We start from the raw sequence: 19865 nt of genomic DNA, 5'->3' as shown, positions 1-19865 counted from the left end.
AAGCGATGCCCCGAATTGGTGCGTTGAACATATTGTTTATTGCTAACTAATTGATTTATAAGAATTAAATTAGTGGCACGAGCCTTGCGATATCTGTTCTGTCCGGGTGACAAGGAGTACGGCATGGCCCGCACCTTTTATGACGAAATGTATGACGCGAGCGGTTCGATCCGCCCGCATTACCGTGAATTCGCCCGTTGGCTCGCCGAGACGCCGGAAGAGCAGCATGCCCAGCGTCGTCGCGAGGCTGATCTGCTGTTCCATCGTGCCGGCATCACCTTCACCCTCTATGGGGACGAGCAGGGCACCGAGCGGTTGATTCCGTTCGACACCATTCCGCGCAGCATCCCGGCCAGCGAGTGGCGCATCGTCGAGACCGGCTGCATTCAGCGGGTCAAGGCGTTGAACATGTTTCTCGCCGATCTCTATCACGACCAGCGCATCATCAAGGCCGGCATCGTTCCGGCCGAGCAGGTGCTGGTCAACGAGGGCTACCAACTGGCAATGCAGGGGCTCGACCTGCACCGTGACATCTATGCGCACATCGCCGGTGTCGACCTGGTTCGCGATGGCGACGGTAGCTATTACGTGCTGGAAGACAACCTGCGCACGCCCAGCGGCGTGAGCTACATGCTCGAAGACCGCAAGATGATGATGCGCCTGTTCCCCGAGCTGTTTTCCAGGCAGCGGGTGGCGCCCATCGACCATTATCCGAGCCTGCTGCTCGACACCCTGAAAAGCTCCAGCCCGCTGGATAATCCCAGCGTCGTGGTGCTCACGCCTGGGCGTTTCAACAGCGCCTATTTCGAACATGCCTTCCTGGCGCGCGAGATGGGCGTGGAACTGGTCGAGGGCGCCGACCTGTTGGTGCGCGACGAGCGGGTCTACATGCGCACCACGGCGGGGCCACAACAGGTCGATGTGATCTATCGCCGCCTCGACGATGCCTTCCTCGACCCACTGGCCTTCAATCCCGAGTCCATGCTCGGCGTGCCGGGGCTGCTGGCGTCCTACCGCGCTGGCAACGTGGTGCTGGCCAACGCGGTCGGCACCGGCGTCGCCGACGACAAGTCGATCTACCCCTACGTGGGCGAGATGATCCGCTTCTACTTGAGCGAGGAGCCGATCCTGAAGAATGTACCGACCTGGCAATGCCGCAAGCCCGAGGAACTGTCCCATGTGTTGGCGCACTTGCCCGAGCTGGTGGTCAAGGAAACCCAGGGCTCGGGCGGCTACGGCATGCTGGTCGGACCGGCGGCGAGCAAGGCCGAGATCGAGGCTTTCCGTGAACGCCTGAAAGCCCGCCCCGAGGCCTACATCGCCCAGCCGACGCTGTCCTTGTCGACCTGCCCGACCTTCGTTGAAAGCGGTGTGGCACCACGGCACATCGACCTGCGTCCCTTCGTCCTGTCCGGTCGTGAAACACGACTGGTACCGGGGGGGCTGACCCGCGTGGCGCTACGCGAGGGCTCGCTGGTGGTCAACTCGTCGCAAGGCGGCGGAACCAAGGACACCTGGGTGGTGGAGGACTGAGCATGCTGAGTAGAACCGCCTCCGATCTGTTCTGGATGTCCCGCTACCTGGAGCGCGCCGAGAACCTGGCGCGCATGCTCGACGTCAGCTACTCGCTGTCGTTGATGCCCCAGGATGGTCGTGGCGATGGCCTCGATGAGTTGGCCATGCCGCTGCTGATCACCGGCACCATGGATGACTACCTCGAACGCCACGGCCAATTGCATGCCGAGCGAATGCTGCATTTCTTCGCCCTCGATGCCGACAACCCGGCGAGCATCTATTGCTGCCTGCAGGCGGCACGAGCCAATGCCCATGCAGTGCGCGGCCGCATCACCGCGGACATGTGGGAAAACATCAACGCCACCTGGCTGGAAATCCGTGGCATCGCTGCCCAGGGCCTGGGACGCTATGGCATCAGCCGCTTCTGCGAATGGGTCAAGGAGCGTTCGCACCTGTTCCGCGGTGCGACGTTCGGCACCATCATGCGTGGCGAAGCCTATCGTTTCATCCGCCTGGGAACCTTCCTCGAACGGGCCGACAACACCCTGCGCCTGCTCGACGCGCGCTACGAGATGCTCGGCGAGGCCGCTGACGAAGTCAGTGACACCTCGGCCCGTGGCTACTATGAGTGGAGCGCCTTGCTGCGCGCGCTGTCGTCGTTCGAGGCTTTCACCGAGATCTACCGGGGCTCGCCACGTACACGCAAGATCGCCGAACTGCTGCTGTTGCGCCCGGAAGTGCCGCGTTCGCTACGGTCCTGCATGGAAGAGTTGAACCTGATGCTCTCCGGCCTGCCGGGCGAGAACGGCAGGCCGGCCCAGCGCATGGCCGCCGAACTCGATGCGCGCCTGCGCTACACCAGTGTCGACGAGGTCCTCGACGAGGGGCTGCACGTCTGGCTTACCGATTTCATCCTGCTCGTCCGGCAGTTGGGCAGCGCTATCCACACCTCTTATCTGGAGGTCGTATGAAACTCTCGATCCAGCATGACACCACCTACCGCTATGACGATCAGGTGCGCACCAGCATCCAGTACCTGCGCATGACGCCCCAGGCCAGCGCTCGACAGCAGGTGATCGACTGGGAACTCGAACTGCCGCGCCCGGTGCGTGCGCAGATCGACCCGTTTGGTAACATCCTGCACGTGCTGACCATCGACGAGCCGCACGAGATGCTGGTGATCGGCGCGCGCGGCGAGGTGGAAATCGACGAACGCAGCGAGTGTGAGCGCGATGATCACTCGCCGCTGCCTTACCTGCGTTTCACCCGCCTGACCCAGGCCGACGATGCCCTGCAAGCGTTCGCCAGGCAGCGGTGTGGTGAGCGGCGCGACCGTAATGGGCTGATCGAGCTGATGCACGGGTTGCATGAGCAGATGAGTTTCATGCCGGGGGCGACCGAAATCGAAAGCACCGCGGCCGAGGCCTTCGCCGGGCGGGTCGGGGTCTGCCAGGATCACACCCATGCCTTCCTGGCCTGCGCGCGTAGCCTGGGTATTCCGGCGCGGTTCATTTCCGGCTATCTCTACAGCGAGGCGGACCGGCAACTGGTCAGCCATGCCTGGGCGGAGGCCTGGGTCGCCGATGCCTGGTACAGCTTCGACGTGACCAACCAGCTCGCCCGCCCGCAGCGGCACCTGAAGCTGGCGGTCGGCCTCGATTACCTGGATGCCTGCCCGATCCGTGGTACGCGTCGTGGTGGCGGTGGCGAGCAGATGCACGCACGGGTTAAGGTGGCATCCCTGCCGTTGCTCCAGCAGCAGTGATTTTCTGCCAGGAGCTGCGTGCGTCATCAACAGGTGAAGCATGACCTACTGCGTGGCCCTGAACCTGGCCGATGGCCTGGTATTCGTTTCCGACACCCGTACCAATGCGGGTGTCGATCACATTGCCATCTTCCGCAAATTGCATGTGTTCGGCGTGTCCGGCCAACGCCTGATCGTGTTGCAGAGCGCTGGCAACCTCGCCACCTCGCAGTCGGTGGTCAACCTGCTGCGACTCAGGATCGATGGCGAGGGCAGTCATCTGCACAATGTCTCGACCCTGTTCGAGGCGGCGGCATTGGTTGGCGCCACGTTGCGCGAGGTGCTGGAGCGCGATTCGTCGCTCCAGACCCAGGGCGTCGATCTCGGTTGCTCGTTCCTGCTGGGCGGGCAGATCCAGGGGCAGGCTGCGCAGCTCTATAACATCTACCCGCAAGGCAACTTCATCGTCGCCACCCAGGACACGCCGTTCTTCCAGATTGGCGAGAGCAAGTACGGCAAGCCGATTCTCGACCGCGCGCTGACGCATGACACGCCATTGCCCCAGGCCCTGCGTTGCGCGCTGATTTCCTTCGACTCGACCATCCGCAGCAACCTGTCGGTCGGCATGCCCCTGGATATCCTGGTGTACAAGACCGACAGCCTGGTGATTCCCGCCGGGTTCCGGATCGAGGAGGGCGATGCCTATTTCGAGGGCATCCGCCAGCAGTGGGGCAGCGGGTTGCGGCAACTGCTCAACGAGTTGCCGTCCACGCCGGACGATTACTGGAACTGAGCCGGTGGCTGCTTGCGCGTTGCCATGTGGCCCAGATAGGCAAGAATCTGTTCCAGCTGCGGATCGCTGAGCACCTGGCTACTGAAGCCCGGCATGCGTGCCTGTGGCCAATGGCGCAGGCTTTGTGGGTCGCGAATGTACTGCCGCAGATAGGGTGCGGTGAAATATTCAGTGGGGTTGTGTGGCAGGTTCAGGTCCGGGCCGAACTGTGAGTCGCCCGCGCCGTTGAGCCGGTGGCATGCCAGGCAGTTCTTCTGGAACTGGGCGAAGCCGGCACGGACATCGTCACTGGCATCGCTGGCTGGCAGCAATGTCGGAAAGCGTTCCTCCAGCGTGCCCAGTTGGCGAATTCGGGCGACCTGGAATGGCCACTGTTCCGGACCGATCTGGCCAGCCTGTGGATTGCTCCAGACCAGGTAGAACGGTCCCGCACCAGGTTTTCCCGGTGCCAGTGCCGGCCAGGGCTGGTTTTCTTCCTCAATGGCCAGCCAGGCCTGCGCGCCCTGGCTGGAGAGCAATGGCGCGGCTGGCAGCTCGGCAGCGAATCCGTCCAGGGCCACGACCTGAAGGTGGTCTCCCGCTTCGAGCCCCGTCAGCAGAACGGCGAGGGGGATCGCGCGGTAATCCATGTCGCGCTTGTAGGCCACGTCATCGACGATATGAATGCTCTGTGTCTGGGGCAGGGCAAGCAGTTCCTCTGCGCTCCAGGTGCGTGAGCCGTTATCCAGTTCGATGGTCAGGCTGGCGGCAGTCGTGGTTTGAGCCAGAAGGGCGAGCAGGAGAAACGAAAGAAGACGCATGGGGACCAGATCGAGGGCGGCGATAGCAGACCCTATCATGCCCGATGGCCAGTTATGCGTGGCTTCACATGAAGAAGCGGGGCAGGTTGGGCAGGATCAGCACCAGGGTAATGGCAATGACAATGAGGCCCGCCTGGCGGCATTTGCTGTGCTTGAACATGATGATGCCTTTGTTCTTGTTGGTGACGTGCCATGGGCACACACCTTGGCATGAGGAATAAGCCACCCCGGCATGCCCGGCGATGACTGCTGCATGACATAAATCTAGGGGGGCGTATCTGTTTTCTTATACAAAATCGTTGCAATGCGGTGAACTTCAAATAGCCTGTGGTTATCCATAGCGCAGCGGTGGGGCGGAGAGCCCGGTCCAGACGCCTTGAGCGTTTTCCTGGTGGCGTGACCGTTTGTCCGACTTTTGTTTTTCTGCATGAGGTGTTTCCCTCTGTCGCGCGTCGGTTTAGTTTGTCTGGCGCTTGTGTCGCTTCGCCCAAGGCCACCGCTATTCGGTAGGCGGTTGGAACGTCGACAGGCCCCGGAACGATCATGGCTCACCTATCGTTGGCAGCGCAGCAGGGGATGGATTTGTGTTGGAGCGATTGCTGGCGCCGATTGGCATGGTGCTCGTATTGGCCATGGGCTCGGCAGGGGCCGATGAGCCGCTTAACATCTATGTCGGACAGGGGCAGATGCCCCATGCCGACGCCAACCGTGGCATCTTCGGTGAGGTGATGCAGGTGATGTGTGCCCGCCTGCAGCGTGATTGCCACTACATCAGTGTGCCCTGGCGGCGCGTGCAACTGGAGGCGGCCAGGGACCCGAATGGCATCGTGCTCAACCTCGGGCGCATCAATGAGCGTGAGGATGATTTCGTCTGGCTGCTCGACGTGGTGCCGACGTCCTATGTTCTGGTCAGCCGTGGCGAGCGTTACGACAGCCTGAGCGAAGCGCTGCATGCCGGCCCGGTGGTGGTCATGGGCGGTACGCCACGTGCCCAGGAATTGCAACTGCTCAAGGCCGCGGACCAGGTGGTCGTCGAGGTCAACGAGCCCGAGCAGGCGGCGCGCATGCTGGAGAGTGGCCGGGTCAAGTCCTGGTACGAGATCGATCTGCGAGTCCATTATCTGTGGCGTTTGCTTGGTTATTCCGGGCAGTCGATCAGTATGGGGCGTCCGGTCAGCGTGACTCGCAGCTACATCGCCGGCAGCCCGGTGCTGGTGGGGGCCAGTGAAATGCGCAGGGAGATGGCACAGGCATTCGGCAGCATGATCAGCGATGGACGCTGGCACCGTATTCTCGCCCGTTACCTGGGCAATGAGGTTGCGGACGCTCTCCAGCCGTGAAGCGATCGTGCGGCACAAGGGCTCATGGCGGTCTCCCAGAGTGGTAGGCAGGGAGCATCATGACCCTGGCTTTCGTTGCCCAGACGTGACGGTGGCGCATGATGATGGCTGTTGCATGGCGCGGTTGTTCAGGGCACGCTTTACGCCTGCTCCGTCTTCCGCTTCAGGTAATCCACGCCCATGTCACTGCGTATCTGCATCCTTGAAACCGATGTTCTCCGCCCCGAACTGCTCGATCCCTATGTAGGCTATGGCGCGATGTTCCAGCGTCTGTTCGCCAAGCAGCCGATTCCGGCGCAGTTCGTGATCTACAACGTCATGGAGGGCGACTACCCGGCACGGGACGAGCGCTTCGATGCCTACCTGGTCACCGGTAGCAAGGCCGACTCCTTCGGTCCCGAGGCCTGGATCCAGGTGCTCAAGGACTATCTGCGCGAGCGTTACGCTGCGGGAGACAAACTGCTGGGGGTCTGCTTCGGCCACCAGTTGCTCGCGCTGCTTTTCGGGGGGCGCGCAGAGCGTGCCAGCGGTGGCTGGGGCGTGGGTATCCATAACTACCAACTGCATCACCAGGCGCCCTGGATGACCCCGGCGCTGGATGGGCTGACCTTGTTGATCAGTCACCAGGACCAGGTCACCGCATTGCCCGAGAACGCTACGCTACTGGCATCCAGCCCGTTCTGCGCACACGCGGCCTATTGCATCGGCGACCAGGTCTTGTGCTTCCAGGGGCATCCCGAGTTCGTTCCCGAATATTCCCGGGCGTTGCTCGATATCCGCCAGAAATGCATTGGCGAACCAACCTACAGGACTGCTGTCGCCGGCCTGGAGCATGAGCACCATGGCGCCACGGTAGCCGAGTGGATGATGCGCTTCGTGGGGCACAAATAGCTGGAAGCTTGAAGCGAGGGCAGGGCTTGCGGTTTATAGCCAGCCCATTCGCTTGAAGTTGACGAAGAGCGCGCTACAACCGACTCCGATCAGGCCCAGCACGCCGAAATAGCCGTAGTGCCAGGTCAACTCTGGCATGTTCTGGAAGTTCATGCCGTAGATGCCTGCCACGGCGGTTGGAAAGGCCAGGATCGCCGCCCAGGCGGCGAACTTTCGCTGGGTCAGGCTCTGTCGCGAGGACTCCAGGAGCAGGCCGAGTTCGACTGCGTGATCGGCCATTTCCCGCAGCCCGGTGAGGTCTTCCAGCAGCCGATTGACATGAATGGCGATGTCGCGGAAATACGGGCGCATGTGCTTGTCGATGAAGGGAAACTCCAGTTGTTGCAGCTCCTGGCAGATCTCCGCGATGGGCGCCACCTGGCGGCGCAGCCGCAGCACATCGCGACGCAGGGCGTGGATCTGCTCGACGTCGCGCTGGTCGATCGGGCGGCTGAGCACGTTCTGTTCGAGATCCTCGAGTTGCCCATGAATGTCGTCCAGCAGCGGGCGGTAGTTCTCGATGACGAACGCCAGCAGCGCATAGAGAACGAAATCCTCGCCATGCTCCAGCAGCAGCGGGCGCGCTTCGCAACGCTGACGGACAGCGCTGTATGACTGGGAGTTGCCATAGCGTGCGCTGATCACGTAGCCCTTGCCGGCAAATACCTGGGTTTCGACGAACTCCAGCTTGCCGTTGTCCTTGATCGGTGAATAGATCAGCAGGAACAGCGCGTCGCCGAAGGTCTCCAGCTTGGCCCGGGTATGCTGGGCGATGGCATCTTCCAGGGCCAGTTCATGCAGGCCGAACTGTTGTCGCAGGATTTCGAATTCGGCACTGCCTGGGTCGCGCAGGCCGATCCAGACGAAGTGGTCGGGCTTGAGCGCCCATTGGCGACCCTCGTCGAGCTGGATATCGGCGGTTTTTCGGCCCTTGTGGTAGGCGGCTGCGGCAATCACATGATCCATGGGGGCTCCTCGGTAAAACGATGAGGCCAGCTTAACCCATGCGTGCTGGGTCAGCCGGCGGCGATCCGTTCATCCATCTCCGCAATGCATTGCCGCATCTGCCCGTGGCAGCGTTCGATCAGCGCAGGGATGTCGGCGTTGCTCATGCCTTCGGTAGGAATGGCCGGGAGGGCGCGCAGTTCCACTTGTCCGCTGGTCCAGCGGTTAACGCGAAGATGCCGGACGTAGCTGCTGACACACACTGGGATGATCGGCACGCCCGCGGCGATGGCCATCTGGAAGGCGCCTTTCTTGAATGGCAGCAGGCCACGGCCCTGGCTGCGGGTGCCTTCCGGGAAAACCCAGATCGAGGTGTCGTCGTGCTGCAGGGCGTGGGTCGTTGCGGTGACGGCTCTGCGTGCGGCGCGAGCGTTGCCGCGATCGACCAGGACGTTGCCGGCCAGCCAATAGACCTGGCCGAACAAGGGCACCCACTTCAGGCTTTTTTTACCCATGCTCACGGTGCGGCGCGGCACCACCCGACCGAGCACATAAAGGTCGTAGTTGGACTGGTGGTTGGCGATGATCACGCAGGTCTGTTTCTGTTCCAGCACGCTGCGCATGTCGGCCTTGAACTTGAGACGCATCAGCCACAGGGCCGGCACCGCATAGAAGCGTGCGCAGATGCGGCTGTTGTCCGGGTCGAAGGGGCGACACAGGCCGACCAGTAGCCCAAGTATGCCGGCGACGAGGAAGTGGATTCCCAACAACAACATGCGGGCAAGAAAAAGCATCGGGGTGACTCGACGGTGGCAGGTGCCGCAGTGTACGGCTGTGCACTGAGAGGCGGCAAGCTGCAAACCGTCGAGTCAGAACCGTGGGCTTCAGCCTTTATATTGCTTGTCCTGCTCGATGGCATGCTGCAGGGTTGCGAGCAGGCCTTCACGAGCCTTGAGCTTGGTGTTGCGATGAGCGGCCATGTTGAGTTTCTTCAATTGTTGGGCCGCTGCGAGGGCGGTGTCGAGCAATTGGCCAGGCTCGACGACTTTGTCGAGGAAGCCGGCATCCACGGCGCCCTGTGGATCGAACAGTTCGCCATTGATCACCGAGCGATGGAATGCCGATTTGCGCAGGCGATCGCGGGCCAGCTCAATGCCGGCATGGTGCATGGTCATGCCGATCTGCACTTCGTTCAGACCGATATGGAAAGGGCCTTCGACACCGATACGGTAATCTGCCGACAACAGCAGGAAGGCCCCCTTGGCGATGGCGTGGCCAGGGCAGGCAACGATGACCGGGTACGGATGTGCCAGCAGGCGTCGGGCCAGGGTGGAGCCGGCGGTGACCAGTGCCACGGCATTCTCCGGGCTGGAAGTCATTACCTTGAGATCGTAACCACCGGAAAGAATGCCTGGCTGGCCGGTGACGATCACTACCGCGTGGTCCTGCTCGGCGCGATCGAGTGCCGCGTTGAAAGCTGCGACCATGTCCGGCGAGATGGCATTCACCTTGCCGTTGTTCAAGGTCAAAGTGGCGATGCCGTCGTCGAGGTGATAGCTGATCAGGTCGCTCATGTTTTTTCCTGCCTGGGAGAAGGGAAGTGGCGCCGACCTTACCCAGCACAAGGCTGACGGTAAAGCGCCGAGACTGACTCTTTGGTCACGTTCATCTTGCCCGGCGGTAGCGCAAGGTATGCCCCTGCCCGACGGTAAGCGCATGAAACAGTTAAAAAAGTTTTGCTTTCGTCGAACTGTTCGGCTACATTAGCGCGCCTCGACAGACAGTATGTCCAGCGAGATCCGGTGAAGTGTCCGAGCGGTTGAAGGAGCACGCCTGGAAAGTGTGTATACGGGAAACCGTATCAAGAGTTCGAATCTCTTCTTCACCGCCACTTTCGTAATACCTGAAGCCCCGAAAGCTAACAAGTTTTCGGGGCTTTTTGCTTTCTGGCCCAGTCGGCTGTCGAAAGCACTTATTCGTAGCGAGTCCAGAGTCGCAGAACCTTGACCACTTGCTCAGCCTGTAGCGCCTGATAGACGAGACGGTGCTGGATGTTGATTCGCCTGGAATACGCGCCGGAAAGATCGCCCACCAGTTTCTCGTAAGGGGGAGGGGCTGGAAGGGGTTTACCTCTATCACGTCTAGCAAGGCCTTGTCCTTCAAGTCCGCTGCAGCAAGCTTACTGGCGTCTTTCTGGGCTTGTTTCGTAAATACGAGCTGCCAAGTCACCAGTCGAGTTCCTTGGCACAATCGTCTACAGACTCTTCCATGCCTTCCTTGATGGATTCACGCATTCCAGGAACAGACAGCAGATACAGTGTTTCCTGGATCGCTTCCCAGTCCTCAGCCGAAATGAGTACCGAATTAGTGCGCTTGCCCTAAATCATGATCGGCTGGTGGGATTCTGCAGACTAGGTTGGTACGCGCTTCGCTGGCGGTGAGTATTTGCATGATGCTTCGCCTCGTATGAATGCCTGAGTCGTACAGTCTAATGACTGTTCATCGTGCAGGGGATTCAACCGCAGAGCGTCCTGCAGATGATCGGGGGAGACGTCGCCTGGCTTTTGCTTTGGTGTTGCGCGCTGGTTGCCTGGTGGGTTTTTGCATCGAAAAAAGGCGCGCCACGAATGGCGCGCCTTTTGATTTTCGAAGCTTTAGAGCCGCGTTGTCAGCGGCGTTGCTCGAACCTCGGTCCTTCGCCGCCGCCGCCGCTGCCCGGCCCGCCTCGGTCTTGTCCGCCCCCTGGCCCGCCGTGCCCACCGCCATCATGCCCGCCGCCCGGCCCACCGAACGGAAAGAACGGCCAGCAGCCACTCAGGCCGACGAAAGCGGCCAACAAGGCGATCTTGAAAACTCTGGATACCATGGATTCACCATTACTACGGGATAGATGTGGCTTCGACTGTGTGCCGGCCAGCATATCCCCGAAAATTTGGTATCGGTAGGGTAAAGAATGTATCGCCGGTGTTACGCGAGGCGCTTGGCGGATTTTGCAAACGCCAGAAAGAAAGAGCCCCGCACAGTGGCGGGGCAAAGGGAGCATCGGTTCGACAGTTCGAACTCTACGCTGGGGAATGTGAAAATTTCGTCTTCGTAGGAGGCTTTCTCATTTCCGTGGCTCACAGAATGTTTCCACGTTGGCGCGGCTCTTGGCGCTAGGCGCGGTGGCGTTTTGCTGGGTCCAGAATTGGCACTTGGCGGCATTGGCCGATTTTTCTTCGTCCCTTTTCTGGATATCTGCCAGGTTGCGCTTGTAGGCATCGAACATGTCCTGGCTCGCATCATTGGCTGGCGCCTGGCTGGGAACGGAGTCGAGCAGGGCTGAGCCAATAAAGTGTTGCCAGGCCAGAGCCCCGGTCAGGCCGATGGCGATGACGCCCAGCCAGAGGCCGAAAGCGATACCCAGGGCCAGTTTCCAGAAGCCGATGGCGTTGCGCTGAGGGTGGTTATTGGGCATGGAGCGATCCTTGAAGATTGGTTGTTACTGGTATGAATAGACGTGATTCCTGCTCTTTCGTGCTTTTCGTGTAAGGTGCGCGCTCTGCGGTGGGAGGTTGGCGATGCAGGCCCGGTGGGACATCTTCTGTGCCGTGGTGGACAACTATGGCGATATTGGCGTGACCTGGCGTCTGGCACGGCAACTGGCTGGCGAGCACGGTCAGGCCGTACGCCTGTGGGTGGATGAGCTGGCGGCGTTCGCCAGGCTTTGTCCCCAAGCCGACATTCAGGCCTTGCGCCAATGGCATGCTGGCGTGGAAGTCTGCCTGTGGTCATCGTCCACGCCACCGGCCGAGCCGGGGGATGTGGTCGTCGAAGCGTTTGCCTGCCAGTTGCCCGAGGCATTCGTGCGGTCGATGGCGGCGCAGTCATTCAGGCCCTTATGGCTCAATCTGGACTACCTTAGTGCCGAGGAGTGGGTCGAAGGTTGCCATGGTCTGCGCTCGCCTCGGGCCGATGGTTTGCAGAAGTTCTTCTTCTTTCCCGGTTTCACCGAGAAGACCGGTGGATTGTTGCGCGAACAGGGCCTGCTTGCACGGCGAGATGCGTTTCAGGCCGATTCTGCGCAGCGCGATGCCTTTTTCCGGCGCATTGGCGTGGAGCCCGTGGCAGGCGCCCTGGTGATCTCACTGTTCGCCTATGAGAATGCCGGCCTGGCCAGTTGGCTGGACGCATTGGCCGCCGATACGCGGGCGACTCAGTTGCTGGTGCCGGAAGGACGAATCCTGGGTGACCTGCAGCGCTGGCAAGCCGGGCGGACCGACAGCGGCAAGCTGTCGATCCAGGTCCTGCCATTCCTGGCCCAGGACGATTACGATCGATTGCTCTGGTCATGCGACTTGAACGCGGTGCGTGGCGAGGATTCCTTTGTCCGCGCGCAATGGGCTGGGCGTCCGATGCTCTGGCATATCTACCCGCAAGAGGAGGGCGCCCACTGGGCCAAGCTCGAGGCTTTTCTCCAGCGCTACCTTGAGGGGACATCGTCTGCGCTTGATGCGGCGATGAACGGTTTCTGGCGAGCCTGGAATGCCCAGGAAGACATGCGCACGCCCTGGCGGGCGCTGTCCATGGAATGGGAGGCCGGCCAGCAACAGGCACGAAACTGGAGCCGGCAGCAGGCCGTTCGGCCTGATCTGGCCACGGCGCTGGTGCAATTTCATCGAAATTGGCTATCATGCGCGGCCTAGAAATTCGTACCTCCATCCAAATTCGGATACGCGCATGAAAACTGCACAAGAAATGAAGCCCAACAGCGTGGCCCTGATCGACGGCCATCCTTGGCTGATCCAGAAGGCCGAGTTCACCAAGTCCGGCCGCAACAGCGCCATCGTCAAGATGAAGCTGAAGAACCTGATCAACGGCTCCAAGACCGAAACCGTCTACAAGGCCGACGACAAGATGGAGCCGGTCATCCTTGAGCGCAAGGAAGTGACCCTGTCCTACATCAATGGTGAGGACTACGTGTTCATGGATCCGGAGTACAACTCCTACGAGCTGCGCGCCGAAGATCTGGAAAGCGTCCTGCCGTTCATCGAAGAAGGCATGACCGACGTCTGCGAAGCCGTGTTCTTCGAAGGCAAAGTGATCTCCGTCGATCTGCCGACCACCATCGTTCGCCAGATTACCTACACCGAGGGCTCGGCCCGTGGCGACACGTCCGGCAAGGTCATGAAGCCGGCCAAGCTGCGCAACGGCACCGAAGTCAAGGTTGCAGACTTCTGCAACATCGACGACTGGATCGAAATCGACACCCGCGACGGCTCCTACAAGAACCGTACCCAGGCCCCGGCCTGATGCTCGGCCGGGTTTCCGGCCTGTAGCAGCGAGTGATGAAAACCCCGCGAAGGTGCATACCTTCGCGGGGTTTTCTTTTGCGTCTGCCGTGCGCACCATGCGCGCAAAGCGGTATGAGCGAGCCAAACGAAAACGGGGCCGGGTGATCGTTCACCCGGCCCCGCTTTTCTTGCATCGGTGGATCACTCTTCCATTTGCGACTGCAGGTAGTTTTCCAGGGTGATCTTGTCGATCAGGCCAAGCTGGGTTTCCAGCCAGTCGATGTGCTCTTCCTCGGCTTCGAGAATGTCTTCCAGCAGTTCGCGGCTGGCATAGTCGCCGGCGGTTTCGCAGTAGGCGATGGCTTCGCGCAGGTCGGCAACGGCGCTGTGTTCCAGGCGCAGGTCGCTGGCGAGCATTTCCTTGGTGTTCTCGCCGATCATCAGCTTGCCAAGGTCTTGCAGGTTCGGGATGCCTTCGAGGAACAGGATGCGCTTGACCAGCTTGTCGGCGTGCTTCATCTCGTCGATGGATTCGCGGTATTCGTGTTCACCGAGCTTGTTCAGGCCCCAGTCTTCGTACATGCGGGCATGCAGGAAGTATTGGTTGATCGCCACCAACTCATTGCCGAGGACCTTGTTCAGATGTTGGATGACTTTCTTGTCGCCTTTCATGGAAGTTGCCCCTGGCAAGTCGGTGAAGATGGGCGGAAGTTTGCAGCTGAAGTTGTTTTGCGTCAATCATAAGTTATTGAAAAATATATAAAATTGAATATTAATAAGAATATTTATCTTCCGCGTATCGAGCTAAATCATTGATTTGGATAAATAAGTTAAATTGAGCGGGTGGCGAGATGATTGAGTTGGCGTGAATAAATAAATCGATAATTCAGACGTGCTGCTTAGTTAAATAAAAACCAATCTTGTTCAGAGGCTTTGTTTCTCATCCGATATTCATCGCAATGATGTAATGCGGCATGGATTGAGGGCTTGTTTACACTCAAGCCATTTCCAGCGGGTGACGACGAGGGTAGTGATGGGCAAGCGCATGATGATCACCGGCGCCGGTTCAGGCCTTGGGCGAGAGATGGCCCTGCGCTGGGCGCGAGAAGGTTGGCGCCTGGCTTTGGCCGACATCAATGAGGCAGGGCTCGTCGAGACCCTGCGTCTGGTTCGCGAAGCGGGTGGCGATGGGTTCATCCAGCGTTGTGACGTGCGTGACTACAGTCAGCTCACGGCGTTGGCCCAGGCTTGCGCTGAGCGTTTCGCCGGGCTCGATGTACTGGTGAACAATGCGGGGGTCGCCTCAGGGGGATTCTTCGGCGAATTGACGCTGGAGGATTGGGAGTGGCAGTTGTCGATCAACCTGATGGGCGTGGTCAAGGGCTGCAAGGCGTTCCTGCCGCTATTGCTGGCCAGCAAGGGCGCGATCATCAATATCGCCTCCATGGCAGCGCTGATGCAGGGGCCGGCGATGAGTAACTACAACGTGGCCAAGGCCGGCGTGGTCGCTCTCTCGGAGAGCCTGCTGGTCGAGCTGGAGCCGGATGGCGTCAAGGTGCACGTGGTGTGCCCGTCGTTCTTCCAGACCAATCTGCTGGACTCTTTCCGCGGGCCTACGCCGGCGATGAAGCAGCAGGTGCAGAAACTGCTCGATGGCAGCCCGATCAGCGCGGCGGACGTGGCGTCCTATATCTACGACGAGGTCGGCGCCGGGCGGTTCATGATCCTGCCGCACGAGGAGGGGCGCCAGGCCTGGCAGCTCAAGCAACGGAATCCGCAGGCGATCCACGAGCAGATGGCGCTGATCGGCGAAAAGATGCGTGGCAAGAGACCCTAGTACAAAAAAAGAAGGCGACCCATGGTCGCCTTCTCGATCTTGCGGATTGGCTCAGCCGGCTACCAGGACCCGGATCGCTTCCAGGCGCAGGGCGGCCTTGTCGAAGAAGCCCAGGCCGCTTTCGCGTTGGTTGCGCAGGCTTTCGATCTCGCTGTCGCGCACGCTCGGGTTGACCTTTTGCAGGGCGGTCAGGCGAGCGATCTCCTCGTCCAGGGTATCGATGAAGCGCTGGCGTGCTTCGCTGACGCGGCTTGAGTGGCGTGGCTGAACCTTGGCTTCGGCGGCGTTGATCTGCTTGCCCAGAACGTCGCGCTGGGCCTGGACGAACTTGTTGGCGCTGGCGCGCGGTACGCTTTCCAGTTGGTCGTTCAGGGTGTCGAAGGCGACCTTGGAGGCCAGGTCGTTGCCGTTGCCGTCGAGCAGGCAGCGCAGCGCCACGGGGGGCAGGAAGCGGCCGAGCTGCAGGGCGCGCGGGGCGACCACTTCGCTGACGTAGAGCAGTTCCAGGAGCACGGTGCCCGGCTTGAGCGCCTTGTTCTTGATCAGCGCCACGGCGGTGTTACCCATCGAGCCGGACAGCACCAGATCCATGCCGCCCTGGACCATGGGGTGTTCCCAGGTCAGGAATTGCATGTCCTCACGGGCCAGGGCCTGGTTGCGATCGTAGGTCACGGTCACGCCTTCGTCGTCGCCCAGCGGGAAGCTGGCGTCGAGCATCTTCTCGCTGGGGCGCAGGATCAAGGCGTTTTCCGAGTGGTCTTCGCTGTCGATGCCGTAGGCGTCGAACAGTTCTTCCATATAGATCGGCAGCGCGTACTGGTCATCCTGTTCGTGGATGTCTTCGACCAGTTGCCGGCCACCGCTGGCACCGCCGGAGTTGAGTTCCAGCAGGCGGTCGCGGCCGCTGTGCATCTCGCTTTCCAGGCGCTTGCGCTCGGCGATGGCTTCGCCGAGCAAGGCTTGCCAGGCGTCGTCGTCACCGCTTTCCAGCAGGGGCAGCAGGCGCGGGCCGAACTGGTGCTGCAAGGCGTTGCCGGTAGGGCAGGTGGCGAGGAAGGCATTGAGGCCTTCGTGATACCACTGGAACAGGCGTTGCTGCGGGCTGTTTTCCAGATGCGGCACATGTAGCTGGATCGTGTGTTTCTGGCCGATCCGGTCAAGACGGCCGATGCGTTGTTCGAGCAGGTCGGGGTGGGCTGGCAGGTCGAACAGCACCAGGTGATGGCTGAACTGGAAGTTGCGGCCTTCGCTGCCGATTTCCGAGCAGATCAACACCTGGGCGCCGAACTCTTCGTCGGCGAAGTAGGCCGCGGCGCGGTCGCGTTCGAGAATGCTCATGCCTTCGTGGAAGGTGGTGGCCGGAATACCGGAGCGCACGCGCAGGGCATCGGCCAGGTCGAGGGCGGTTTCCGCGTGGGCGCAGATCACCAGCACCTTGAATTTCTTCAGCATCTTCAGGGTGTCGATCAGCCACTCGACGCGTGGGTCGAACTTCCACCAGTGCTGCTCTTCGCCATCCTGCTGCGACTGGTAGCTGACTTCCGGGTAGAGCTCGGCCTGTTCGCCAATGGGCAGTTCCATGTACTCCGACGGGTTGGCCAGCGGGTACGGGTGCAGCGCGCGCTCGGGGAAGCCCTGGACGGCGGCACGGGTGTTGCGGAACAGCAGGCGCCCGGTACCGTGGCGATCGAGCAGTTCGCGGGTCAGGCGCGCGGCGGCCTGGCTGTCACCGTCGGCGACGGCGGCCAGCAGGGCCTCGCCTTCGGCGCCGAGGAAGTTGGCGATGGTGGCGTGGGCCTTGTCCGACAGGCGGCCTTCGTCCAGCAGTTCCTGCACGGCTTCGGCGATCGGTCGGTAGTTGGCGCTTTCGGCGCGGAAGGCGTCCAGGTCGTGGAAGCGGCTGGGGTCGAGCAGGCGCAGGCGGGCGAAGTGACTGTCCAGACCGAGTTGCTCGGGGGTGGCGGTAAGCAGCAACACGCCCGGAATCACTTCGGCGAGTTGTTCGACCAGGCTGTATTCGGCACTGGCGTGCTCCGGGTGCCAGACCAGGTGATGAGCCTCGTCCACCACCAGCAGGTCCCAGCCGGCGGCGAAGGCGGCGTCCTGGGCTTTCTCGCTGTTTTTCAGCCATTCCAGGGCGACCAGCGCCAGTTGGGTGTCTTCGAACGGGTTGCTGGCATCGCTTTCGGCGAAGCGCTCGGCATCGAACAGCGCGACCTGCAGGTTGAAGCGGCGGCGCATTTCCACCAGCCACTGGTGCTGGAGGTTTTCCGGCACCACGATCAGTACGCGGCTGGCGCGGCCTGATAAGAGTTGGCGATGGATGACCAGGCCGGCCTCGATGGTCTTGCCCAGGCCCACTTCATCGGCCAGCAGGACGCGTGGCGCGATGCGATCAGCGACTTCGCGGGCGATGTGCAACTGGTGGGCGATAGGCTGGGCGCGAGCGCCGCCGAGCCCCCAGAGTGACGACTGGAGCAGGCGGCTCTGGTGATCGAGGGTGTGATAACGCAGGGCGAACCAGCTCAGCGGGTCGATCTGCCCGGCGAACAGGCGGTCGCTGGCCAGGCGGAACTGGATGAAGTTGGACAGCTGGGTTTCCGGCAGGGTGTGCGGCTGATGCTGGGCGTCGAAGCCGTGATAGACCAGCAGACCGTCGATATCCTCGACTTCCTGGACGGTCATCTTCCAGCCTTCGAAATGGGTGATTTCGTCGCCAGGTGCGAAGCGCACGCGGGTCAACGGGGCATTGCGCAACGAATACTGGCGGGTCTCGCCGGTAGCGGGATAGAGCACGGTCAGCAGGCGGCCGTCCGAGGTGAGAATGGTGCCCAGGCCGAGCTCGGCCTCACTGTCGCTGATCCAGCGTTGACCGGGTTGGTACTGGGGTGCCGTGCCGCTTGCCATGAAATGAATTGTCCCGACTGCAAAAAAGCGCCGTATGTTAGCCGAATGGCGCGTGCAGAGCGATGGCACTCGGCACCTGCCGTTGAATCAGCGAGGGTGCATCGAGTCGAAAGTATAGATTGTGCCGAATAGTCGTCATTGGCTTTTCCGGTTGGCGGAAATTTGGCGGGCGTCGCTAAAGTTCCAGGCCGGCATGCCGACAGTGCTATCAGCGGAGGTATAAACGATGCTGTTGCCCATACCCCATAGCCTGGCTCCCGTAACCGCCCAGCAGGACGTGGTGCGACCGCGTCCGGATATCGCGCCGGTGGCGCCCGCGAGCGAAAGCGCCAAGGAAGCCGAAGTCGAGCTGGACAAGCGCCATCCGCAGGAGACCGAAGAGCTGCTGCGCGATGAACAGCGCAGGCGCCAACGACATGGCTACACTGCCGAAGCTCTGGCGGAAGGTGAGGTCGAGGAGGAGGACGAAGCGCTGCTCGAAGAACTGCCGCGTCAGGGGCTCTGGGTAGATGTGGAGGTCTGAGCGCGGCACAATCAGGTTCCTGATGTTGGGTCGATGACTGCCGTGGATCTGTTTGCCGATATCCCCTTGCAACTGGCCGATGCCGAGCTGGATTTCCGTCCGCATTGGCTCCCCGGCCCATTGGCCGACGAATGGCTGTCCCGTCTGCTGGTGGAGACGCCCTGGCAGCAGCCTGAGGTTTTCCTGCATGGCCGGGCCTATCCGGTGCCGCGCCTGCTGGCCTGGTATGGCGATCCTGGCGTGGGCTATGGCTATTCCGGCTTGTATCACCAAGCCAATGCCTGGACTTCGCTGCTGGCGGAGATTCGCCAGCGTGTCGAAGACGGGGTGGGGCAGGCGCTCAACGGCGTGCTGATCAATCATTATCGCGATGGCGCCGATTCCATGGGCTGGCACAGCGATGAAGAAGCCGTGCTTGGGCAAAACCCGCTGATCGCCTCGCTCAATCTCGGTGGTACGCGTCGCTTCGATCTACGCCGCAAGGGCAGTCAGCGTATCGAGCATTCCCTCGAGCTGAGCCACGGTTCGCTGCTGGTCATGCGCGGCGCGACACAGCATCATTGGCAGCATCAGGTGGCCAAGACCCGTAAAGCGGTTGCACCACGCATCAATCTCACTTTCCGTCTGGTTCGGATACCCGCATGAGTAATGACGACAACGTAACGGTCATCGATTTTGGCGCGGAGCGCGGCAAGCGCATCCATGATTTGCATGACAAGAAACTGGATGAGATGCGCCAGGCTTTCGAGCAGGCTCTGCCATTGCCCAAAGGAAAGAAGAAGGGCAAGAAAAAGAAGTCATGAGTGGGGCAGGGCCGGTTTTTCCTCGGATTCAGCTTTCCTCTTCAAGCCTCCGGCTTCTGGCTTCCAGCTTTAACTTGACCTGAATCAACAGCCGCTACGCTTCTCCCTCCGCTCCATCCTGAAATTGATCCCGATCAATTTCCGCCCCCGCCGATAGCCTTACCTTTCTTCCAACGCAACGGTACGCACGAAGAGGGAGGCGGCCATGTACGTCGACACAGTGGTAATCGCCGGTATCGGCACGGTCGCCCTGCTATTCGCCTTCGTTGCAGGCATCGGCATATTCATCTGGAAGGACGCCCGCAAGAACAAGCGGAGCTAGTCCTTCCCGACACGGGGCACGCAAGGCATTTAGGGCGACTTCGGTCGCCCCTTTTTTTGGTGCGCCAGGCATGGCGCGTTGCGCGTTAGCGCAACCAGTTCGGCTGTGGTGGCTGCACTGGTGACTTGGAGGT

21 protein-coding genes, 1 tRNA gene and 2 pseudogenes are annotated in these 19865 nt (G+C 61.1%); 14 read left to right on the top strand and 10 right to left on the bottom strand.

What is annotated here, in order from left to right:
- Positions 1 to 123: 123 nt before the first annotated feature.
- The 4 genes from ACSZPK_RS26655 to ACSZPK_RS26640 are packed head-to-tail and all read left to right on the top strand — an operon-like array spanning position 124 to position 4052.
- Entirely contained in the window at positions 124 to 1533 is a 1410-nt protein-coding gene (locus tag ACSZPK_RS26655) for a circularly permuted type 2 ATP-grasp protein (RefSeq protein ID WP_437884626.1), read from the top strand.
- A 2-nt stretch (positions 1534 to 1535) separates the two neighbouring features.
- Positions 1536 to 2486: an alpha-E domain-containing protein gene (locus ACSZPK_RS26650; RefSeq protein WP_437884625.1), complete on the top strand. Its 951-nt coding sequence runs from the start codon at positions 1536 to 1538 to the stop codon at positions 2484 to 2486.
- Positions 2483 to 3280, top strand: coding sequence for a transglutaminase family protein (locus tag ACSZPK_RS26645; RefSeq protein WP_437884624.1), 798 nt, complete (start codon positions 2483 to 2485; stop codon positions 3278 to 3280). The genes ACSZPK_RS26650 and ACSZPK_RS26645 overlap by 4 nt, the downstream gene beginning before the upstream one ends.
- A gap of 40 nt (positions 3281 to 3320) precedes the next feature.
- A complete protein-coding gene (locus ACSZPK_RS26640) occupies positions 3321 to 4052 on the top strand; it encodes a peptidase (RefSeq protein WP_437884623.1) in 732 nt (243 codons plus the stop codon).
- On the opposite strand, the gene ACSZPK_RS26635 is transcribed toward ACSZPK_RS26640, so the two are convergent.
- Positions 4040 to 4852, bottom strand: coding sequence for a c-type cytochrome (locus ACSZPK_RS26635; protein ID WP_437884622.1), 813 nt, complete (start codon positions 4850 to 4852; stop codon positions 4040 to 4042). The genes ACSZPK_RS26640 and ACSZPK_RS26635 overlap by 13 nt on opposite strands.
- A 587-nt stretch (positions 4853 to 5439) precedes the next feature.
- On the opposite strand from ACSZPK_RS26635, the gene ACSZPK_RS26630 reads away from it, so the two are divergent.
- Both ACSZPK_RS26630 and ACSZPK_RS26625 read left to right on the top strand, forming a co-directional pair.
- Positions 5440 to 6192 carry a substrate-binding periplasmic protein gene (locus ACSZPK_RS26630; RefSeq protein ID WP_437884621.1) on the top strand — a complete coding sequence of 251 codons (753 nt, stop codon included), beginning with the start codon at positions 5440 to 5442 and terminating at the stop codon, positions 6190 to 6192.
- A 180-nt stretch (positions 6193 to 6372) separates the two neighbouring features.
- Complete coding sequence (locus tag ACSZPK_RS26625; protein ID WP_437884620.1) at positions 6373 to 7083, top strand: amidotransferase; 711 nt, start codon at positions 6373 to 6375, stop codon at positions 7081 to 7083.
- A 33-nt stretch (positions 7084 to 7116) separates the two neighbouring features.
- Here ACSZPK_RS26625 and ACSZPK_RS26620 read toward each other — a convergent pair whose 3' ends face one another.
- The 3 genes from ACSZPK_RS26620 to ACSZPK_RS26610 form a co-directional block, all read right to left on the bottom strand.
- Positions 7117 to 8088: a magnesium and cobalt transport protein CorA gene (locus ACSZPK_RS26620; RefSeq protein WP_437884619.1), complete on the bottom strand. Its 972-nt coding sequence runs from the start codon at positions 8086 to 8088 to the stop codon at positions 7117 to 7119.
- Between the two features lie 50 nt (positions 8089 to 8138).
- A complete protein-coding gene (locus ACSZPK_RS26615) occupies positions 8139 to 8861 on the bottom strand; it encodes a 1-acylglycerol-3-phosphate O-acyltransferase (RefSeq protein ID WP_437884618.1) in 723 nt (240 codons plus the stop codon).
- Positions 8862 to 8951: 90 nt separating this feature from the next.
- Positions 8952 to 9641 (bottom strand): crotonase/enoyl-CoA hydratase family protein, encoded by a 690-nt coding sequence (locus tag ACSZPK_RS26610; protein ID WP_437884617.1) that lies wholly within the window; start codon positions 9639 to 9641, stop codon positions 8952 to 8954.
- A gap of 227 nt (positions 9642 to 9868) precedes the next feature.
- Here ACSZPK_RS26610 and ACSZPK_RS26605 point away from each other — a divergent pair.
- Positions 9869 to 9958, top strand: a tRNA-Ser gene (locus ACSZPK_RS26605).
- Between the two features lie 81 nt (positions 9959 to 10039).
- Here the strand turns inward: ACSZPK_RS26605 and ACSZPK_RS26600 are convergent.
- From ACSZPK_RS26600 to ACSZPK_RS26585, 4 genes and pseudogenes are all read right to left on the bottom strand, one after another.
- A pseudogene (locus tag ACSZPK_RS26600) lies at positions 10040 to 10296 on the bottom strand (Txe/YoeB family addiction module toxin).
- Positions 10293 to 10518: pseudogene (locus ACSZPK_RS26595) on the bottom strand (type II toxin-antitoxin system Phd/YefM family antitoxin). The pseudogenes ACSZPK_RS26600 and ACSZPK_RS26595 overlap by 4 nt, the downstream one beginning before the upstream one ends.
- Before the next feature lie 217 nt (positions 10519 to 10735).
- Entirely contained in the window at positions 10736 to 10933 is a 198-nt protein-coding gene (locus tag ACSZPK_RS26590) for a hypothetical protein (protein WP_437884616.1), read from the bottom strand.
- A 240-nt stretch (positions 10934 to 11173) separates the two neighbouring features.
- Positions 11174 to 11524 (bottom strand): hypothetical protein, encoded by a 351-nt coding sequence (locus ACSZPK_RS26585; protein WP_437884615.1) that lies wholly within the window; start codon positions 11522 to 11524, stop codon positions 11174 to 11176.
- Positions 11525 to 11627: 103 nt separating this feature from the next.
- On the opposite strand from ACSZPK_RS26585, the gene earP reads away from it, so the two are divergent.
- Both earP and efp read left to right on the top strand, forming a co-directional pair.
- On the top strand, positions 11628 to 12752 hold the full coding sequence (gene earP, locus ACSZPK_RS26580; protein ID WP_437884614.1) for an elongation factor P maturation arginine rhamnosyltransferase EarP: 1125 nt from the start codon (positions 11628 to 11630) through the stop codon (positions 12750 to 12752).
- A gap of 34 nt (positions 12753 to 12786) precedes the next feature.
- Positions 12787 to 13359: an elongation factor P gene (gene efp, locus ACSZPK_RS26575; protein WP_437884613.1), complete on the top strand. Its 573-nt coding sequence runs from the start codon at positions 12787 to 12789 to the stop codon at positions 13357 to 13359.
- A gap of 182 nt (positions 13360 to 13541) precedes the next feature.
- Here the strand turns inward: efp and bfr are convergent, their stop codons facing one another.
- The gene (bfr, locus tag ACSZPK_RS26570) at positions 13542 to 14012 is read right to left on the bottom strand and encodes a bacterioferritin (RefSeq protein WP_437884612.1); all 471 of its coding nucleotides are present in this window, start codon (positions 14010 to 14012) and stop codon (positions 13542 to 13544) included.
- Between the two features lie 361 nt (positions 14013 to 14373).
- Between bfr and ACSZPK_RS26565 the strand changes: the two genes are divergently transcribed.
- Positions 14374 to 15177 (top strand): SDR family oxidoreductase, encoded by an 804-nt coding sequence (locus ACSZPK_RS26565; RefSeq protein WP_437884611.1) that lies wholly within the window; start codon positions 14374 to 14376, stop codon positions 15175 to 15177.
- Positions 15178 to 15228: 51 nt separating this feature from the next.
- On the opposite strand, the gene rapA is transcribed toward ACSZPK_RS26565, so the two are convergent.
- A complete protein-coding gene (rapA, locus tag ACSZPK_RS26560; protein WP_437884610.1) occupies positions 15229 to 18084 on the bottom strand; it encodes an RNA polymerase-associated protein RapA in 2856 nt (951 codons plus the stop codon).
- Positions 18085 to 18310: 226 nt separating this feature from the next.
- Between rapA and ACSZPK_RS26555 the strand changes: the two genes are divergently transcribed.
- The 4 genes from ACSZPK_RS26555 to ccoM all read left to right on the top strand — a co-directional run bounded on the left by ACSZPK_RS26555 (position 18311) and on the right by ccoM (position 19732).
- Positions 18311 to 18607, top strand: coding sequence for an aspartate-semialdehyde dehydrogenase (locus ACSZPK_RS26555; protein ID WP_437884609.1), 297 nt, complete (start codon positions 18311 to 18313; stop codon positions 18605 to 18607).
- Positions 18608 to 18649: 42 nt separating this feature from the next.
- Complete coding sequence (locus ACSZPK_RS26550; RefSeq protein WP_437884639.1) at positions 18650 to 19252, top strand: alpha-ketoglutarate-dependent dioxygenase AlkB family protein; 603 nt, start codon at positions 18650 to 18652, stop codon at positions 19250 to 19252.
- Positions 19249 to 19410 carry a hypothetical protein gene (locus ACSZPK_RS26545; RefSeq protein ID WP_437884608.1) on the top strand — a complete coding sequence of 54 codons (162 nt, stop codon included), beginning with the start codon at positions 19249 to 19251 and terminating at the stop codon, positions 19408 to 19410. Before ACSZPK_RS26550 ends, ACSZPK_RS26545 begins: the two co-directional genes overlap by 4 nt.
- A gap of 205 nt (positions 19411 to 19615) precedes the next feature.
- Positions 19616 to 19732 carry a cytochrome c oxidase subunit CcoM gene (gene ccoM, locus ACSZPK_RS26540; protein ID WP_437884607.1) on the top strand — a complete coding sequence of 39 codons (117 nt, stop codon included), beginning with the start codon at positions 19616 to 19618 and terminating at the stop codon, positions 19730 to 19732.
- Positions 19733 to 19865 lie beyond the last annotated feature (133 nt).

Source organism: Pseudomonas sp. LRF_L74 (assembly GCF_965644255.1).
Classification (GTDB): Bacteria; Pseudomonadota; Gammaproteobacteria; order Pseudomonadales; family Pseudomonadaceae; genus Aquipseudomonas.
This window is presented reverse-complemented; position numbering and strand designations above follow the sequence as displayed.

Bases quoted from the DNA above. Each gene is read 5' to 3' on its own strand.
- ACSZPK_RS26610 (WP_437884617.1), bottom strand. From the start codon at position 9,641: ATGAGCGACCTGATCAGCTATCACCTCGACGACGGCATCGCCACTTTG.
- ACSZPK_RS26555 (WP_437884609.1), top strand. From the start codon at position 18,311: ATGCTGTTGCCCATACCCCATAGCCTGGCTCCCGTAACCGCCCAGCAG.
- ACSZPK_RS26655 (WP_437884626.1), top strand. From the start codon at position 124: ATGGCCCGCACCTTTTATGACGAAATGTATGACGCGAGCGGTTCGATC.
- ACSZPK_RS26635 (WP_437884622.1), bottom strand. From the start codon at position 4,852: ATGCGTCTTCTTTCGTTTCTCCTGCTCGCCCTTCTGGCTCAAACCACG.
- ACSZPK_RS26620 (WP_437884619.1), bottom strand. From the start codon at position 8,088: ATGGATCATGTGATTGCCGCAGCCGCCTACCACAAGGGCCGAAAAACC.
- ACSZPK_RS26625 (WP_437884620.1), top strand. From the start codon at position 6,373: ATGTCACTGCGTATCTGCATCCTTGAAACCGATGTTCTCCGCCCCGAA.
- earP (WP_437884614.1), top strand. From the start codon at position 11,628: ATGCAGGCCCGGTGGGACATCTTCTGTGCCGTGGTGGACAACTATGGC.
- bfr (WP_437884612.1), bottom strand. From the start codon at position 14,012: ATGAAAGGCGACAAGAAAGTCATCCAACATCTGAACAAGGTCCTCGGC.
- ACSZPK_RS26585 (WP_437884615.1), bottom strand. From the start codon at position 11,524: ATGCCCAATAACCACCCTCAGCGCAACGCCATCGGCTTCTGGAAACTG.
- ACSZPK_RS26545 (WP_437884608.1), top strand. From the start codon at position 19,249: ATGAGTAATGACGACAACGTAACGGTCATCGATTTTGGCGCGGAGCGC.
- ACSZPK_RS26615 (WP_437884618.1), bottom strand. From the start codon at position 8,861: ATGCTTTTTCTTGCCCGCATGTTGTTGTTGGGAATCCACTTCCTCGTC.
- ACSZPK_RS26640 (WP_437884623.1), top strand. From the start codon at position 3,321: ATGACCTACTGCGTGGCCCTGAACCTGGCCGATGGCCTGGTATTCGTT.
- ACSZPK_RS26565 (WP_437884611.1), top strand. From the start codon at position 14,374: ATGGGCAAGCGCATGATGATCACCGGCGCCGGTTCAGGCCTTGGGCGA.
- ACSZPK_RS26650 (WP_437884625.1), top strand. From the start codon at position 1,536: ATGCTGAGTAGAACCGCCTCCGATCTGTTCTGGATGTCCCGCTACCTG.
- ACSZPK_RS26590 (WP_437884616.1), bottom strand. From the start codon at position 10,933: ATGGTATCCAGAGTTTTCAAGATCGCCTTGTTGGCCGCTTTCGTCGGC.
- efp (WP_437884613.1), top strand. From the start codon at position 12,787: ATGAAAACTGCACAAGAAATGAAGCCCAACAGCGTGGCCCTGATCGAC.
- ACSZPK_RS26645 (WP_437884624.1), top strand. From the start codon at position 2,483: ATGAAACTCTCGATCCAGCATGACACCACCTACCGCTATGACGATCAG.
- rapA (WP_437884610.1), bottom strand. From the start codon at position 18,084: ATGGCAAGCGGCACGGCACCCCAGTACCAACCCGGTCAACGCTGGATC.
- ccoM (WP_437884607.1), top strand. From the start codon at position 19,616: ATGTACGTCGACACAGTGGTAATCGCCGGTATCGGCACGGTCGCCCTG.